The sequence below is a fragment of the Streptomyces sp. NBC_01451 genome, from assembly GCF_036227485.1.
Classification (GTDB): Bacteria; Actinomycetota; Actinomycetes; order Streptomycetales; family Streptomycetaceae; genus Streptomyces.
Window position 1 is genome coordinate 8167568 of sequence record NZ_CP109479.1, and the last position, 16620, is coordinate 8184187.

Here is a 16620-nt window from a genome sequence, read left to right on the forward strand (position 1 = left end):
ATCCCGTGGTCGTCCACGTCAGTCCAGGAGATTCCGCAACCGTGGCTTCCACGAACGACCTCAAGAACGGCCTGGTGCTCAAGCTCGACGGGGGCCAGCTCTGGTCCGTCGTCGAGTTCCAGCACGTCAAGCCCGGCAAGGGCCCTGCCTTCGTGCGCACCAAGCTCAAGAACGTGCTCTCCGGCAAGGTCGTCGACAAGACGTTCAACGCCGGTGTCAAGGTCGAGACGGCCACTGTCGACAAGCGCGACATGCAGTTCTCCTACATGGACGGCGAGTACTTCGTCTTCATGGACATGGAGACCTACGACCAGCTCATGGTGGACCGCAAGGCCGTCGCCGACGCCGCCAACTTCCTGATCGAGGGCTTCACCGCCACGGTCGCGCAGCACGAGGGCGAGGTGCTCTTCGTCGAGCTGCCGGCCGCCGTCGAGCTCGTCGTCCAGGAGACCGAGCCCGGCGTCCAGGGCGACCGCTCCACGGGCGGCACCAAGCCGGCCACGCTGGAGACCGGGCACCAGATCCAGGTCCCGCTCTTCATCACCACCGGTGAGAAGATCAAGGTCGACACCCGCACGAGCGACTACCTCGGCCGGGTGAACAGCTAACCGTGGCTGCCCGCAACACGGCCCGCAAGCGTGCCTTCCAGATCCTCTTCGAAGGCGACCAGCGCGGGGCCGATGTCCAGACGGTCCTCGGGGACTGGATCCGGCTCTCCCGGGCCGACACCCGCCAGCCCCCGGTCAGCGAGTACACGATGGAACTCGTCGAGGGCTACGCGCAGCACGCGCGGCGCATCGACGAGCTGATCTCGCAGTACTCGGTCGGCTGGACGCTCGACAGGATGCCGGTCGTCGACCGCAACATCCTGCGCCTCGGTGCCTACGAGCTGATCTGGGTCGACGAGACCCCGGACGCCGTCGTCCTCGACGAGATGGTGCAGCTGGCGAAGGAGTTCTCCACGGACGAGTCGCCCTCGTTCGTCAACGGGCTCCTGGGCCGGTTCAAGGACCTGAAGTCCACGCTGCGCCGCGACGAGGCCTGAGCTGAGCCAGACCCTCGGGCGTCTGGTCGTACGAATGCCGGTGGGCCCCAGCGACACACTGCTGGGGCCCACCGGCATTCGTACGATCAACTGCGGTCGGAGGGCTTGGTGAGGTCTCCGGGGTGTCCGCGTACCCGTGGGGCCTCCGAGGCCCGTGGAACGGCGCCGGGGTGGCCGGAACCCATAGGTTCCGGCCACCCCGGCGGCACGTTTCTGCTCAACGGCTGAAAGCCGTCGGGCTCAGCTCTCCTCGTGGGAGACGGCGCGGCGCGCGTCCGCGTCCAGGACACCCCAGCTGATCAGCTGCTCGGTCAGGACCGAGGGCGACTGGTCGTAGATGACGGCGAGCGTGCGCAGGTCGTCCTGGCGGATCGACAGCACCTTGCCGTTGTAGTCGCCGCGCTGCGACTGGATCGTCGCGGCGTAGCGCTGCAGGGGGCCCGCCTTCTCGGCCGGCACATGGGCCAGCCGCTCAAGGTCGAGGACGAGCTTCGGCGGCGGCTCGGCGGCCCCGCCCGGCGTGGTGCCCGGCAGCAGCTCCTGCACGGGAACCCCGTAGAAATCCGCCAGCTCGGCGAGGCGCTGCACGGTCACGGCACGATCGCCGCGCTCGTACGAACCGACCACGACCGCCTTCCAGCGTCCCTGGGACTTCTCCTCGACACCGTGGAGGGAAAGGCCCTGCTGGGTGCGGATCGCCCGGAGCTTGGCCCCGAGCTGTTTGGCGTATTCGCTGGACATATAGCTCCCGGACACAGTGTCGACGTGCGGACGAGCCGCGCGGCTGGTGACTCACTGTGAGGTTACGCAGCGTTACTCTTCCCCGTCAAGCCGAACGGTCCCGCCCGGCTCTCCCGTGCCGGGCGACGTGCGGTTACGGCAGTCGGGTGACGCCTGACACCAGGGGGGTGATCAGGTGCGTTGCGCGGACTGGTACCGTGGCTGGCGCAATTCCGACGTCCTTTAATGATCCGTCCTGTGAGGCGGAGAAGGAGGTCCGTTTCCTATGGACTCAGAGCAGGACAAGCAGCAGTACGAGGCCGACGCGCGGCCCGTTCTGGAAGCCCCCGACATCGCGCGCGTGCTGACCCGCATCGCCCACGAGATCGTCGAACGCGCCAAGGGCGCCGACGACGTGGTGCTCCTCGGCATTCCGACCCGTGGCGTCTTCCTCGCCCAGCGGCTCGCCGCCAAACTGGCGGAGATCACCGACCGCAAGATCCCGGTCGGCTCGCTCGACATCACCATGTACCGCGACGACCTGCGCATGCACCCGCCGCGCGCGCTGGCCCGCACCGACATCCCCGCCGACGGCCTCGACGGCAGACTGGTCGTCCTCGTCGACGACGTGCTCTTCTCCGGCCGCACCATCCGCGCCGCCCTCGACGCCCTGAACGACCTCGGGCGTCCGCGCGCGGTGCAGCTCGCCGTCCTCGTCGACCGCGGGCACCGCGAACTGCCCATCCGCGCCGACTACGTCGGCAAGAACCTCCCCACGTCGTTGCGGGAGACGGTCAAGGTCCAGCTCGCCGAGGAGGACGGTCGGGACACCGTCCTGCTCGGTGTGAAGCAGACCGCCCAGCAGTAGCACGCGTGCGCGTGCGGCCCCGTGCCGTACGTCCCCTCGCGACGCCCCTGCCTGCCCGGAATCTCCTGAACTTGCTTACGGAGCCTGAAAGATGCAGCGTCATCTCATCTCGGCCGCCGACCTCACCCGCGACGACGCCGTCCTGATCCTCGACACCGCCGAGGAGATGGCCCGGGTCGCCGACCGGCCGATCAAGAAACTGCCGACCCTGCGCGGCCGTACCGTCGTCAACCTCTTCTTCGAGGACTCGACGCGGACCCGGATCTCCTTCGAGGCCGCCGAGAAGCGCCTGTCCGCGGACGTCATCAACTTCACCGCCAAGGGGTCGAGCGTCTCCAAGGGCGAGTCCCTGAAGGACACCGCCCAGACCCTGGAAGCCATGGGCGTCGACGCGGTCGTCATCCGCCACGGCGCCTCCGGGGCCCCGTACCGGCTCGCCACCTCCGGCTGGATCGACGCGGTCGTCATCAACGCCGGTGACGGGACGCACCAGCACCCGACGCAGGCCCTGCTGGACGCCTTCACCATGCGGCGCCGGCTGGTCGGGCGGGACGCGGGCATCGGCCAGGACCTCGCCGGCAAGCGCATCACACTGGTCGGCGACATCCTGCACAGCCGCGTCGCCCGCTCCAACGTCGACCTGCTGCACACCCTGGGCGCGGAGGTCACCCTCGTCGCGCCGCCGACCCTGGTGCCGGTCGGCGTCGAGAGCTGGCCCTGCGAGGTCTCGTACGACCTGGACAGCGCCCTTCCGAAGTCCGACGCGGTGATGCTGCTGCGCGTGCAGCGGGAGCGCATGAACGCCGCGTTCTTCCCGACCGAGCGCGAGTACTCACGTCGCTACGGCCTCGACGGCGACCGCATGGCGCGGATGCCGGAGCACGCCATCGTGATGCACCCCGGGCCGATGGTCCGCGGGATGGAGATCACCGCGGAGGTCGCCGACTCCGAGCGCTGCACCGCCATCGAGCAGGTCACCAACGGCGTCTCCATCCGGATGGCCGTGCTCTACCTGCTGCTCGGCGGCAACGAACCCGCCGTCACCCACACCCGTACCGAGGAGAAGTAAGACACATGGGCAAGATCCTTATTCGTGGTGCGCGGGTGCTCGGCGGCGAGCCGCAGGACGTCCTGATCGACGGCGCGACCATCGCCGAAGTCGGCGCGGGCCTCTCCGACGAGAGCGCCGAGGTCGTCGAGGCCGAGGGCAAGGTGCTGCTGCCGGGGCTCGTCGATCTGCACACGCATCTGCGGGAGCCGGGGCGCGAGGACTCCGAGACCGTGCTGACCGGGACCCGGGCGGCGGCGAGCGGCGGCTACACGGCCGTGTTCGCCATGGCCAACACCTTCCCGGTCGCCGACACCGCCGGTGTGGTCGAACAGGTCTACCGGCTCGGGCAGGAGCACGGCTACTGCGACGTGCAGCCCATCGGGGCCGTCACCGTAGGGCTGGAGGGCAAGAAGCTCGCCGAGCTGGGCGCCATGCACGAGTCGGCGGCCGGCGTCACCGTCTTCTCCGACGACGGCAAGTGCGTCGACGACGCCGTGATCATGCGGCGCGCCCTGGAGTACGTGAAGGCCTTCGGCGGGGTCGTCGCCCAGCACGCGCAGGAGCCGCGGCTGACCGAGGGCGCCCAGATGAACGAGGGCGTCGTGTCGGCCGAGCTGGGGCTCGGGGGGTGGCCCGCCGTCGCCGAGGAGTCGGTCATCGCGCGTGATGTGCTGCTCGCCGAGCACGTCGGCTCCCGCGTCCACATCTGCCACCTGTCGACCGCCGGGTCCGTCGAGATCGTCCGCTGGGCCAAGTCCCGGGGCATCGACGTCACCGCCGAGGTGACCCCGCACCACCTCCTCCTCACCGACGAACTGGTCCGCACGTACAACCCGGTCTACAAGGTCAACCCGCCGCTGCGCACCGAGCGCGACGTGCTGGCCCTGCGGGAGGCGCTCGCCGACGGCACGATCGACATCGTCGCCACCGACCACGCCCCGCACCCGCACGAGGACAAGGACTGCGAGTGGGCCGCCGCCGCCATGGGCATGGTCGGCCTGGAGACCGCGTTGTCAGTGGTCCAGGAGACGATGGTGGACACCGGACTGCTGGACTGGGCGACCGTCGCCGACCGCATGTCCTTCGCCCCCGCGCGCATCGGGCGGGCGACGGGCCACGGCCGCCCCGTCTCGGCAGGTGAGCCCGCCAACCTCACGCTCGTCGACACGGCATACCGTGGGTCCGTGGACCCCGCGGGCTTCGCCTCCCGCAGCCGCAACACCCCGTACGAGGGCCGTGAGCTGCCGGGCCGTGTCACGCACACGTGGCTCCGGGGCAAGGCCACGCTCGTCGACGGGAAGCTCGCGTGACATCACTGCCGCATTTGACGTACGTCGCCGCCGAACAGAAGTCGGCGGAGGTGACCGACTGGGCCGCCCGCGTGGGCTGGCTGGTCGGGCTCGCGCTCTTCGTCGCGCTCATCTACTGGCTGATGCGCGAGGGCTGGAAGTGGCGCGGCACGCTCCAGGGCGACCTGCCCCAGCTGCTTGCCGCGCCGGACGAGCCCGGTGCGGCCAGACTGACGATGAGCGGGCGCTATCACGGCTCCACCACCGCCGGTCAGTGGCTGGACCGCATCGTGGCGCACGGCCTCGGCACCCGCAGCCGGGTCGAGCTCACACTGACGGACGCGGGACTGGACGTCGTACGCCCCGGCGCGGCCGACTTCTACGTCCCCCTGGAGGCTCTGCGCGAGGCCCGGCTCGACAAGGGCATCGCGGGCAAGGTCCTCACCGAGGGCGGCCTGCTGGTCGTCACCTGGGAGCACGGCGGCAGGCTGCTCGACTCCGGGTTCCGCTCCGACCGCGCGGCCGAGCACAACGAGTGGGTCCGGACCCTGAACCAGATGATCAACAAGACGACGGAAACGGAAGGCGCACGATGACGACCTCCACCCGGGGAGCCACGAAGACTCCCGCCGTACTCGTCCTGGAGGACGGCCGGATCTTCCGCGGCCGTGCCTACGGGGCCGTGGGGGTGACCTTCGGAGAGGCCGTCTTCTCCACCGGTATGACCGGCTACCAGGAGACCCTCACCGACCCGTCGTACCACCGCCAGGTGGTCGTGATGACCGCCCCGCACGTCGGCAACACCGGCGTCAACGACGAGGACCCCGAGTCGCGGCGGATCTGGGTCGCGGGCTATGTCGTCCGGGACCCCGCGCGCGTGCCCTCCAACTGGCGCTCCCGGCGCTCCCTCGACGAGGAACTGCGCAAGCAGGGCGTGGTCGGCATCTCCGGCATCGACACGCGCGCGTTGACGCGTCATCTGCGCGAGCGGGGTGCCATGCGGGTCGGCATCTTCTCCGGCAACGCGCTGCCCGACGACGGCACGATGCTCGCCGAGGTGCGCCAGGCCCCCGAGATGACGGGCGCCGACCTCTCGGCCGAGGTCGCCACCAAGGAGGCGTACGTCGTCCCCGCGATCGGCACCAAGAAGTTCACCGTCGCCGCCGTCGACCTCGGGATCAAGGGCATGACCCCGCACCGGATGGCCGAACGCGGCATCGAGGTGCACGTACTGCCCGCCACGGCGACCGTGGAGGACGTGTACGCCGTGAATCCCGACGGTGTGTTCTTCTCCAACGGGCCGGGCGACCCGGCCACCGCCGACCACCCGGTGGCTGTGATGCAGGCCGTCCTGGAGCGCGGCACCCCGCTGTTCGGCATCTGCTTCGGCAACCAGATCCTCGGCCGGGCGCTCGGCTTCGGCACCTACAAGCTGAAGTACGGCCACCGGGGCATCAACCAGCCCGTGCAGGACCGTACGACCGGCAAGGTCGAGGTCACCGCCCACAACCACGGCTTCGCCGTGGACGCGCCGCTCGACCGGGTCTCCGAGACGCCGTACGGGCGCGCCGAGGTCTCGCACGTCTGTCTGAACGACCAGGTCGTGGAAGGGCTCCAGTTGCTCGACCGGCCCGCGTTCAGCGTCCAGTACCACCCCGAAGCGGCAGCGGGCCCGCACGACGCCGCCTACCTGTTCGACCGCTTCACGTCTTTGATGAGCACAGTCCAGATGGAGGGCCAGCGTGCCTAAGCGCACCGATATCCAGTCCGTCCTGGTCATCGGCTCCGGCCCGATCGTCATCGGCCAGGCCGCCGAGTTCGACTACTCCGGCACCCAGGCGTGCCGCATCCTGCGGGCCGAGGGCATCCGGGTCATCCTGGTCAACTCCAACCCGGCGACGATCATGACCGACCCGGAGATCGCCGACGCCACCTACGTCGAGCCGATCACCCCGGAGTTCGTCGAGAAGATCATCGCCAAGGAGCGCCCGGACGCGCTGCTGCCCACCCTGGGCGGTCAGACGGCCCTGAACACCGCGATCTCCATGCACGAGCAGGGCGTCCTGGAGAAGTACGGCGTCGAGCTGATCGGCGCCAACGTCGAGGCGATCAACAAGGGCGAGGACCGCGACCTCTTCAAGGGCGTCGTCGAGGCCGTCCGCGCGAAGATCGGGCACGGCGAGTCCGCCCGCTCGGTCATCTGCCACTCCATGGACGACGTGATCGCGGGCGTCGAGACGCTCGGCGGCTACCCCGTCGTCGTCCGGCCCTCCTTCACCATGGGCGGCGCCGGGTCCGGCTTCGCCCATGACGAGGAGGAGCTGCGCCGCATCGCCGGCCAGGGACTGACCCTGTCCCCGACCACCGAGGTGCTCCTGGAGGAGTCCATCCTCGGCTGGAAGGAGTACGAGCTGGAACTGATGCGAGACAAGAACGACAACGTCGTCGTCGTCTGTTCCATCGAGAACTTCGACCCCATGGGTGTGCACACCGGCGACTCGATCACCGTCGCGCCCTCGATGACGCTGACCGACCGCGAGTACCAGCGCCTCCGTGACATCGGCATCGCGATCATCCGCGAGGTCGGGGTCGACACCGGCGGCTGCAACATCCAGTTCGCCGTCAACCCGGACGACGGCCGCATCATCGTCATCGAGATGAACCCGCGCGTGTCGCGCTCCTCGGCCCTCGCCTCCAAGGCGACCGGCTTCCCGATCGCCAAGATCGCCGCAAAGCTGGCCGTGGGCTACACCCTCGACGAGATCCCGAACGACATCACGGAGAAGACCCCGGCGTCCTTCGAGCCGACGCTCGACTACGTCGTGGTCAAGGCCCCGCGGTTCGCCTTCGAGAAGTTCCCGAGCGCCGACTCCACGCTGACGACCACCATGAAGTCGGTCGGCGAGGCCATGGCCATCGGCCGCAACTTCACCGAGGCGCTCCAGAAGGCGCTGCGGTCGCTGGAGAAGAAGGGCAGCCAGTTCACGTTCGTCGGCGAACCCGGCGACAAGGCGGAGCTGCTGGCGGAGTCCGTGCGGCCGACCGACGGCCGCGTCAACACCGTCATGCAGGCCATCCGCGCGGGCGCCACGCCCGAGGAGGTCTTCGAGGCCACGAAGATCGACCCGTGGTTCGTCGACCAGCTGTTCCTGATCAAGGAGATCGCGGACGAGTTGGCCGAGGCGGAACGGCTGAACCCCGAACTCCTGGCCGAGGCCAAGCGGCACGGCTTCTCCGACCAGCAGATCGGCGAGATCCGGGGCCTGCGCGAGGACGTCGTGCGCGAGGTGCGGCACGCGCTGGGCGTGCGCCCGGTGTACAAGACGGTCGACACGTGCGCCGCCGAGTTCGCCGCCAAGACGCCGTACTTCTACTCCTCGTACGACGAGGAGACCGAGGTCGCCGCGCGTGAGAAGGCGGCCGTGATCATCCTCGGCTCCGGCCCCAACCGCATCGGCCAGGGCATCGAGTTCGACTACTCCTGTGTCCACGCCTCCTTCGCGCTGAGCGACGCCGGCTACGAGACCGTGATGGTCAACTGCAACCCCGAGACCGTCTCCACGGACTACGACACCTCCGACCGCCTGTACTTCGAGCCGCTGACCCTCGAAGACGTGCTGGAGATCGTCCACGCGGAGTCCCTGGCCGGCCCGATCGCGGGCGTGATCGTGCAGCTCGGCGGCCAGACCCCGCTGGGCCTCGCGCAGGCACTCAAGGACAACGGCGTACCGGTCGTGGGCACCTCGCCCGAGGCCATCCACGCCGCCGAGGACCGGGGCGCCTTCGGCCGGGTCCTCGCGGAGGCCGGTCTTCCGGCCCCCAAGCACGGCACGGCGACCACCTTCACCGAGGCCAAGGCGATCGCGGACGAGATCGGCTACCCGGTCCTCGTACGCCCGTCGTACGTCCTTGGCGGACGTGGCATGGAGATCGTGTACGACGAGACCCGGCTGTCCTCGTACATCGCCGAGTCGACCGAGATCAGCCCCTCCCGGCCGGTCCTGGTCGACCGCTTCCTCGACGACGCGATCGAGATCGACGTCGACGCCCTCTACGACGGCGAGGAGCTGTATCTCGGCGGCGTCATGGAGCACATCGAGGAGGCCGGTATCCACTCCGGCGACTCGGCCTGCGCACTGCCCCCGATCACGCTGGGCGGCTTCGACATCAAGCGGCTGCGGACCTCGACCGAGGCCATCGCGCGCGGGGTCGGCGTCCGGGGCCTGATCAACATCCAGTTCGCGCTGGCCGGCGACATCCTCTACGTCCTGGAGGCCAACCCGCGCGCGTCCCGTACGGTCCCCTTCACCTCGAAGGCGACCGCGGTACCGCTGGCGAAGGCCGCCGCCCGTATCTCGCTCGGCGCGACCGTCGCCGAACTGCGGGCCGAGGGACTGCTGCCGGCGACCGGCGACGGCGGCGAACTTCCGCTGGACGCACCGATCTCCGTCAAGGAGGCCGTCATGCCGTGGAACCGCTTCCGGGACACCTCCGGGCGCGGTGTCGACACCGTGCTCGGCCCGGAGATGCGGTCCACCGGCGAGGTCATGGGCATCGACTCCGTCTTCGGCACGGCGTACGCCAAGTCGCAGGCGGGGGCGTACGGCCCGCTGCCGACCAAGGGGCGTGCCTTCATCTCGGTCGCCAACCGGGACAAGCGTTCGATGATCTTCCCGGCCCGCGAGCTGGTGGCCCACGGCTTCGAGCTGCTCGCCACCTCCGGCACGGCGGAGGTCCTCAGGCGCAACGGCCTCAACGCGAGGGTCGTCCGCAAGCAGAACGAGGGCACGGGGCCCAACGGTGAGAAGACCATCGTGCAGCTCATCCACGACGGCGAGGTCGACCTCATCGTCAACACGCCGTACGGCACCGGAGGCCGCCTCGACGGCTACGAGATCCGTACGGCGGCCGTGGCGCGGTCCGTGCCCTGCCTGACGACCGTCCAGGCGCTCGCCGCGGCCGTCCAGGGCATCGACGCCCTCAAGCAAGGTGACGTGGGAGTGCGTTCGCTCCAGGAACACGCCGAGCATCTGACCGCGGCCCGCGACTAGCAGCCTTGAGGGGGACACCGGAAACGGTGTCCCCCTCTTCGTGCGGCCTCACCGCGAGGCCGTAGTGAGGACACCACCATGTACAAAATCTTCTTCCGCCTGGTCTTCAAACTGATGGACCCCGAAGAGGCCCACCACCTGGCCTTCCGCTGGATCCGCCTCGCCGCCCGCGTCCCCGTCCTGCGGACGTTCGTCGCCGCCGCCCTCGCGCCCCGGTACGAGGAACTGCGCACCGAGGCCTTCGGGCTGCGGATGCACGGGCCCTTCGGGCTCGCGGCCGGCTTCGACAAGAACGCGGTCGCGATCGACGGGATGTCGATGCTCGGCTTCGACCACGTCGAGATCGGCACGGTCACGGGGGAGCCGCAGCCGGGCAACCCCAAGAAGCGGCTGTTCCGCCTTGTGCCGGACCGGGCGCTCATCAACCGCATGGGATTCAACAACGAGGGTTCCCTGGCCGTGGCGGCCCGCCTGGCGAGCCGGGAGGCGGTCTTCCGGACCGTCGTCGGTGTCAACATCGGCAAGACCAAGGCCGTCCCCGAGGACGAGGCCGTCGCCGACTACGTGAAGTCGACCGAGCGGCTCGCCGCGTACGCCGACTACCTCGTCGTCAACGTCAGCTCGCCCAACACGCCCGGCCTGCGCAACCTCCAGGCCACCGAGGCGCTGCGCCCGCTGCTCAGCGCCGTCCGCGAGGCCGCCGACCGTACGGTGACCACCCGCCGGGTCCCGCTGCTGGTGAAGATCGCCCCCGACCTCGCCGACGAGGACGTGGACGCCGTCGCCGACCTCGCCGTCGAACTCGGCCTGGACGGGATCATCGCCACGAACACCACCATCGCGCGCGAGGGACTCGGCCTGACCTCCGAACCCACTCTGGTGAAGGAGACCGGCGGCCTCTCCGGCGCACCCCTGAAGACCCGCTCCCTGGAGGTGCTGCGCCGCCTCTACGCGCGCGTGGGCGACCGGATCACCCTGGTGGGCGTCGGCGGCATCGAGAACGCCGAGGACGCCTGGCAGCGCGTCCTGGCCGGTGCCACGCTCGTACAGGGCTACAGCGCCTTCGTATACGAGGGCCCCTTCTGGGGACGCGCCATCCACAAGGGGCTCGCCGCCCGCCTCCGTACGAGCCCGTACGCCACCCTCGCCGACGCGGTCGGCGCCGACGTAAGGAAGACGGTATGACAGTCCTGGAGCCCTTCGGCGCCCGTCTGCGCCGCGCCATGGACGAGCGCGGCCCGCTCTGTGTCGGCATCGACCCGCACGCCTCGCTGCTCCTGGACTGGGGGCTGAACGACGACGTCGCCGGCCTGGAGCGGTTCAGCCGTACCGTCGTCGAGGCGCTGGCCGGGCGGGTCGCAGTGATGAAGCCGCAGAGCGCGTTCTACGAGCGGTTCGGCTCGCGCGGGGTCGCCGTGCTCGAGAAGACGGTCCAGGAGGCGCGGGACGCCGGCACGCTGGTCGTGATGGACGCCAAACGCGGCGACATCGGGTCCACCATGGCCGCGTACGCCGCCGCCTTCCTGGAGAAGGGCGCCCCGCTGTTCTCGGACGCGCTCACGGTCTCGCCCTATCTCGGCTACGGCTCCCTGAAGCCGGCGGTCGACCTCGCGCGGGAGAGCGGCGTGGGTCTGTTCGTGCTGGCGCTGACCTCGAACCCGGAGGGCGGCCAGGTGCAGCACGCTCTCCGGGAGGACGGCCTGAACGTCGGCGCGACCATGCTGGCGTACCTCGCGGCGGAGAACGCCGGGGAGCGGCCCATGGGTTCCTTCGGCGCGGTCGTCGGAGCCACGCTCGGCGACCTCTCGTCCTACGACCTCGACATCAACGGACCTCTCCTGGCGCCCGGAGTCGGTGCGCAGGGGGCCACCCCGGCCGACCTTCGCGGGGTGTTCGGGGCGGCGCTGCGCAACGTGGTTCCGAACGTCAGCCGGGGTGTTCTGCGTCACGGTCCCGAACTCGCCGCCCTGCGGGACGCGTCGGACCGCTTCGCGGACGAGATCCGGGCCGCAGTAGCCGCCACCTGAGCATTCGCACAGTTCGGCGAAGTCCTCCGATGAGTGACTTCCGGACGCCTTGAGACTGAATACATTCTCAAATACAGGGCAGTTTGACCGAAATGTCCGACCTGGTGAAGGCTGACCAGGACTTTTCCGCTGTTCTCGCTGACTCTGGCGGACTTGGCCGCTAGTCTCCGACCAGAGCCAACGAGCGAGCGTGTTGCTCGTAGCTCACCAGGTGAGGGGCGATTAGGTTCCTCACCGGTCCGTATCCGACAGTTCGACATCCGAGGTGACGTAGGCGTGGCTCTTCCGCCCCTTACCCCTGAACAGCGCGCAGCCGCGCTCGAAAAGGCCGCCGCGGCTCGCCGGGAGCGGGCCGAGGTCAAGAATCGACTCAAGCACTCCGGCGCCTCCCTTCACGAGGTCATCAAGCAGGGCCGTGAGAACGACGTCATCGGCAAGATGAAGGTCTCCGCCCTGCTCGAATCGCTCCCGGGCGTGGGCAAGGTCCGCGCCAAGCAGATCATGGAGCGGCTCGGCATCTCCGAGAGCCGCCGGGTGCGTGGTCTCGGCTCCAACCAAGTCGCATCCCTGGAGCGCGAGTTCGGCAGCACCGGCTCCTGAGTCCTGGCACCCCGGGATTCCTGGAATAATCGCCGTATGGCTGCAACATTCCGGGGGACGACCCCCGAGCCCCCGGACGTACGTCCGCGGCTGACCGTGCTCTCCGGCCCCTCGGGTGTCGGCAAGAGCACGGTCGTCGTCCATATGCGCAAGGCACACCCCGAGGTCTGGCTTTCGGTGTCGGCGACGACCCGAAAGCCACGCCCCGGTGAGCGGCACGGCGTCCACTACTTCTTCGTCACCGACGAGGAGATGGACAAGCTGATCGCCAATGGCGAGCTCCTGGAGTGGGCCGAGTTCGCCGGCAACCGCTACGGCACCCCGCGTGCGGCCGTGCTGGAGCGGTTGGAGTCCGGCGAGTCGGTCCTCCTGGAGATCGACCTCCAGGGTGCCCGGCAGGTCCGTGAGTCCATGTCGGACGCCCTGCTGGTGTTCCTGGCCCCTCCCTCCTGGGAGGAGCTGGTGCGCAGACTGACCGGGCGGGGCACCGAACCGCCCGAGGTGATCGAACGCCGCCTGGATGCGGCCAAGATCGAACTGGCCGCCGAGTCGGAGTTCGACGAGACCCTGGTCAACACCTCTGTCGAGGACGTGGCGCGCGAGCTGCTAGCCTTGATGGAAGTTGTGTGATCGTTTTCGATCCCATCCCACCTTTCGGAAGGCAGAGCGTGTCCTCTTCCATCTCCACGCCCGAGGGCATCATCAACCCTCCGATCGACGAGCTCCTCGAAGCCACCGACTCGAAGTACAGCCTGGTGATCTACGCGGCCAAGCGTGCCCGCCAGATCAACGCGTACTACTCGCAGCTCGGCGAGGGCCTCCTTGAGTACGTCGGTCCCCTCGTGGACACCCATGTCCACGAGAAGCCGCTCTCGATCGCCCTGCGTGAGATCAACGCGGGTCTGCTGACGTCCGAGGCCGTTGAGGGCCCCGCGCAGTAGTATTTTCAACTTTCGGCTCACTTATCCACAGGCCCGACAGCCCGACTGTCGGGCCTGTGGTGTGTCATAGGCACGTACGAAGTCGCGTATCGAGTCAGGGGAGGCCCGGTGGGCAAGCCGAAGGTCGTGCTGGGGGTCAGTGGCGGCATCGCCGCGTACAAGGCCTGTGAGCTGCTGCGGAGACTGACGGAGTCCGGCCACGACGTCCGCGTCGTCCCCACCGAGTCGTCCCTGCACTTCGTCGGCGCCGCGACCTGGTCCGCGCTCTCCGGAAACCCCGTCTCCACGGAGGTCTGGGACGACGTCCACGAGGTCCCGCACGTCCGCATCGGCCAGCAGGCCGACCTGGTCGTCGTGGCCCCGGCGACCGCCGACATGCTGGCGAAGGCGGCCCACGGCCTCGCCGACGACCTGCTCACGAACACCCTCCTCACCGCCCGGTGTCCGGTCGTCTTCGCCCCCGCCATGCACACGGAGATGTGGGAGCACCCGGCCACCCGGGAGAACGTGGCGACGCTGCGCCGCCGCGGCGCCCTGGTCGTCGAGCCGGCCGTCGGGCGCCTCACCGGTGTCGACACGGGCAAGGGACGCCTGCCCGACCCGGCCGAGATCTTCGAGGTCTGCCGCCGCGTACTGGCCCGGGGCGTCACGGAACCCGACCTCGTGGGCCGGCACGTCGTCGTCAGCGCCGGCGGTACCCGCGAGCCCCTCGACCCGGTCCGCTTCCTCGGCAACCGCTCCTCCGGCAAGCAGGGGTACGCACTCGCCCGTACGGCCGCCGCGCGGGGCGCCCGGGTCACACTGATCGCCGCGAACACCGGTATGCCGGACCCGGCGGGCGTGGACGTCGTGCCCGTGGGGACGGCCGTCCAGCTGCGCGAGGCCGTACTGAAGGCAGCCGCCGACGCCGACGCCGTGGTGATGGCCGCGGCGGTCGCGGACTTCCGCCCGGCGGCCTACGCGACCGGGAAGATCAAGAAGAAGGACGGCGAGGACCCCGAACCCGTCACCCTGGTCAGGAATCCGGACATCCTCGCGGAGATCTCGGCCGACCGCGCCCGGACCGGTCAGGTGGTCGTCGGCTTCGCCGCCGAGACGGACGACGTCCTCGCCAACGGCCGTACGAAGTTGCGGCGCAAGGGGTGCGACCTGCTCGTCGTGAACGAGGTGGGCGAGCGCCGGACCTTCGGTTCCGAGGAGAACGAGGCTGTCGTGCTGGGCGCGGACGGCAGCGAGACCCAGGTGCCGCACGGGCCCAAGGAGGCATTGGCCGATATCGTATGGGATCTGGTCGTCAGCCGCCTGGAGTAAGTGATTCCGCCGCCCCGGCAGGCCCCGGACGCCTCTCCCGCCGCGTGCTTCGGGGCGTGGCGCCCCCTGGCGCACATCGCTCGTGATTGGGCAGAATGCCCGTGTCGCAGGTCACGACACTTCCGAGAGGCGAGACGGATGGGCCGTTGGCCGAGTGCGACCGATAAACTGTTCTTGGAAGGCACCGGGCGCAGCTCCCGAGCCGTCCGCCAATGATCAGCCAGCAGCCGCTGCAACCACAGGGAGCGTTGTGTCCCGTCGCCTTTTCACCTCGGAGTCCGTGACCGAAGGTCACCCCGACAAGATCGCTGACCAGATCAGCGACACCATCCTCGACGCGCTTCTGCGCGAAGACCCCACATCCCGCGTCGCCGTCGAGACGCTGATCACCACCGGCCTGGTGCATGTGGCCGGCGAGGTCACCACCAAGGCCTACGCGCCCATCCCGCAGCTGGTGCGCGACAAGATCCTTGAGATCGGCTACGACTCCTCGAAGAAGGGCTTCGACGGCGCCTCCTGTGGCGTGTCCGTGTCGATCGGCTCGCAGTCGCCGGACATCGCGCAGGGCGTGGACACGGCGTACGAGCAGCGTGTCGAGGGCGATGAGGACGAGCTCGACAAGCAGGGCGCCGGCGACCAGGGCCTGATGTTCGGCTACGCGACGGACGAGACCCCGGAGCTGATGCCGCTCCCGATCCACCTCGCGCACCGTCTCGCCCGCCGCCTGTCCGAGGTCCGCAAGAACGGGACGATCCCGTACCTGCGCCCCGACGGCAAGACCCAGGTCACCATCGAGTACGACGGCGACAAGGCGGTCCGGCTGGACACGGTCGTCGTCTCCTCGCAGCACGCCAGCGACATCGACCTGGACTCGCTCCTCGCCCCCGACATCCGCGAGTTCGTCGTGGAGCACGAGCTGAAGGCCCTCCTCGACGACGGCATCAAGCTGGAGACCGAGGGCTACCGCCTGCTGGTCAACCCGACCGGCCGCTTCGAGATCGGCGGCCCGATGGGCGACGCGGGCCTCACCGGCCGCAAGATCATCATCGACACGTACGGCGGCATGGCCCGCCACGGCGGCGGCGCCTTCTCGGGCAAGGACCCGTCCAAGGTCGACCGCTCCGCGGCGTACGCGATGCGCTGGGTCGCGAAGAACGTCGTCGCCGCCGGTCTGGCCTCGCGCTGCGAGGTCCAGGTCGCGTACGCGATCGGCAAGGCCGAGCCGGTGGGCCTGTTCGTGGAGACCTTCGGCACGGCCAAGGTCGAGGCCGAGAAGATCGAGGCCGCTATCACGACGGTCTTCGACCTCCGCCCGGCCGCGATCATCCGTGACCTCGACCTGCTGCGTCCGATCTACGCCCAGACGGCGGCGTACGGCCACTTCGGCCGCGAGCTGCCCGACTTCACCTGGGAGCGGACGGACCGCGTGGAGGCGCTGCGGAAGGCTGTGGGTCTGTAAGGCCCGCCTCGCACTGCTTGATTGATCGTCGAGGCCCGGTGCCCTGTAGTCAGGGGTGCCGGGCTTCGGCGTACCGGTAAATGGCTGGCGGGTTGGGGACGCGGGTTCCTACTGTGGTGCTCTCCCGGTGCGCAGGCCGCGGTTACTTCGGTGGAGTGCGTCCGTTGGGCGTGCGGTGAATCTGGAATTTCGTGCCGCTGCCGACTTGATCTCGGGAGTTCGGACGCCGCCGGTTGTCAGTGGCGTTTGGTAAGAATG

General features: G+C 69.3%; 16 protein-coding genes. 15 read left to right on the top strand and 1 reads right to left on the bottom strand.

Annotated features, from left to right (window positions below; translation table 11 throughout):
* The first annotated feature begins 41 nt into the window (after positions 1-41).
* Positions 42-608: an elongation factor P gene (gene efp / locus OG595_RS35910; protein WP_053744664.1), complete on the top strand. Its 567-nt coding sequence runs from the start codon at positions 42-44 to the stop codon at positions 606-608.
* Positions 609-610: 2 nt separating this feature from the next.
* On the top strand, positions 611-1045 hold the full coding sequence (gene nusB / locus OG595_RS35915; RefSeq protein WP_329279455.1) for a transcription antitermination factor NusB: 435 nt from the start codon (positions 611-613) through the stop codon (positions 1043-1045).
* A gap of 240 nt (positions 1046-1285) precedes the next feature.
* Here the strand turns inward: nusB and bldD are convergent, their stop codons facing one another.
* Positions 1286-1786 carry a transcriptional regulator BldD gene (gene bldD, locus OG595_RS35920; RefSeq protein WP_003956405.1) on the bottom strand — a complete coding sequence of 167 codons (501 nt, stop codon included), beginning with the start codon at positions 1784-1786 and terminating at the stop codon, positions 1286-1288.
* Between the two features lie 265 nt (positions 1787-2051).
* Here bldD and pyrR point away from each other — a divergent pair, with 265 nt between their 5' ends.
* From pyrR to metK, 13 genes are all read left to right on the top strand, one after another.
* Positions 2052-2633, top strand: coding sequence for a bifunctional pyr operon transcriptional regulator/uracil phosphoribosyltransferase PyrR (pyrR, locus tag OG595_RS35925; RefSeq protein WP_055526201.1), 582 nt, complete (start codon positions 2052-2054; stop codon positions 2631-2633).
* A 91-nt stretch (positions 2634-2724) separates the two neighbouring features.
* Positions 2725-3702 (top strand): aspartate carbamoyltransferase catalytic subunit, encoded by a 978-nt coding sequence (locus tag OG595_RS35930; RefSeq protein ID WP_329279460.1) that lies wholly within the window; start codon positions 2725-2727, stop codon positions 3700-3702.
* Positions 3703-3707: 5 nt separating this feature from the next.
* Positions 3708-4994, top strand: a complete 1287-nt coding sequence (locus tag OG595_RS35935) for a dihydroorotase (RefSeq protein WP_329279462.1) — start codon at positions 3708-3710, stop codon at positions 4992-4994.
* A complete protein-coding gene (locus OG595_RS35940) occupies positions 4991-5569 on the top strand; it encodes a PH-like domain-containing protein (protein ID WP_329279463.1) in 579 nt (192 codons plus the stop codon). The genes OG595_RS35935 and OG595_RS35940 overlap by 4 nt, the downstream gene beginning before the upstream one ends.
* Positions 5566-6723, top strand: coding sequence for a glutamine-hydrolyzing carbamoyl-phosphate synthase small subunit (gene carA / locus OG595_RS35945; RefSeq protein WP_329279465.1), 1158 nt, complete (start codon positions 5566-5568; stop codon positions 6721-6723). Before OG595_RS35940 ends, carA begins: the two co-directional genes overlap by 4 nt.
* The gene (gene carB / locus OG595_RS35950) at positions 6716-10024 is read left to right on the top strand and encodes a carbamoyl-phosphate synthase large subunit (RefSeq protein WP_329279468.1); all 3309 of its coding nucleotides are present in this window, start codon (positions 6716-6718) and stop codon (positions 10022-10024) included. Before carA ends, carB begins: the two co-directional genes overlap by 8 nt.
* Positions 10025-10102: 78 nt before the next feature.
* Positions 10103-11209, top strand: a complete 1107-nt coding sequence (locus tag OG595_RS35955; protein WP_329279470.1) for a quinone-dependent dihydroorotate dehydrogenase — start codon at positions 10103-10105, stop codon at positions 11207-11209.
* Complete coding sequence (gene pyrF, locus OG595_RS35960) at positions 11206-12051, top strand: orotidine-5'-phosphate decarboxylase (RefSeq protein WP_329279472.1); 846 nt, start codon at positions 11206-11208, stop codon at positions 12049-12051. Before OG595_RS35955 ends, pyrF begins: the two co-directional genes overlap by 4 nt.
* 276 nt (positions 12052-12327) lie before the next feature.
* Positions 12328-12651: an integration host factor gene (locus tag OG595_RS35965; protein WP_164315001.1), complete on the top strand. Its 324-nt coding sequence runs from the start codon at positions 12328-12330 to the stop codon at positions 12649-12651.
* Between the two features lie 36 nt (positions 12652-12687).
* Positions 12688-13281, top strand: coding sequence for a guanylate kinase (gene gmk, locus OG595_RS35970; RefSeq protein ID WP_329279475.1), 594 nt, complete (start codon positions 12688-12690; stop codon positions 13279-13281).
* Between the two features lie 38 nt (positions 13282-13319).
* The gene (gene rpoZ / locus OG595_RS35975; RefSeq protein WP_006382157.1) at positions 13320-13592 is read left to right on the top strand and encodes a DNA-directed RNA polymerase subunit omega; all 273 of its coding nucleotides are present in this window, start codon (positions 13320-13322) and stop codon (positions 13590-13592) included.
* 108 nt (positions 13593-13700) lie between these two features.
* The gene (gene coaBC / locus OG595_RS35980) at positions 13701-14903 is read left to right on the top strand and encodes a bifunctional phosphopantothenoylcysteine decarboxylase/phosphopantothenate--cysteine ligase CoaBC (RefSeq protein WP_329279477.1); all 1203 of its coding nucleotides are present in this window, start codon (positions 13701-13703) and stop codon (positions 14901-14903) included.
* Between the two features lie 250 nt (positions 14904-15153).
* Positions 15154-16362 (top strand): methionine adenosyltransferase, encoded by a 1209-nt coding sequence (metK, locus tag OG595_RS35985; RefSeq protein WP_329279479.1) that lies wholly within the window; start codon positions 15154-15156, stop codon positions 16360-16362.
* Positions 16363-16620 lie beyond the last annotated feature (258 nt).

Coding starts and splice junctions, on each gene's coding strand:
- bldD (WP_003956405.1), bottom strand. CDS start 1,786: ATGTCCAGCGAATACGCCAAACAGCTCGGGGCCAAGCTCCGGGCGATC.
- pyrR (WP_055526201.1), top strand. CDS start 2,052: ATGGACTCAGAGCAGGACAAGCAGCAGTACGAGGCCGACGCGCGGCCC.
- OG595_RS35930 (WP_329279460.1), top strand. CDS start 2,725: ATGCAGCGTCATCTCATCTCGGCCGCCGACCTCACCCGCGACGACGCC.
- OG595_RS35935 (WP_329279462.1), top strand. CDS start 3,708: ATGGGCAAGATCCTTATTCGTGGTGCGCGGGTGCTCGGCGGCGAGCCG.
- carA (WP_329279465.1), top strand. CDS start 5,566: ATGACGACCTCCACCCGGGGAGCCACGAAGACTCCCGCCGTACTCGTC.
- OG595_RS35955 (WP_329279470.1), top strand. CDS start 10,103: ATGTACAAAATCTTCTTCCGCCTGGTCTTCAAACTGATGGACCCCGAA.
- pyrF (WP_329279472.1), top strand. CDS start 11,206: ATGACAGTCCTGGAGCCCTTCGGCGCCCGTCTGCGCCGCGCCATGGAC.
- gmk (WP_329279475.1), top strand. CDS start 12,688: ATGGCTGCAACATTCCGGGGGACGACCCCCGAGCCCCCGGACGTACGT.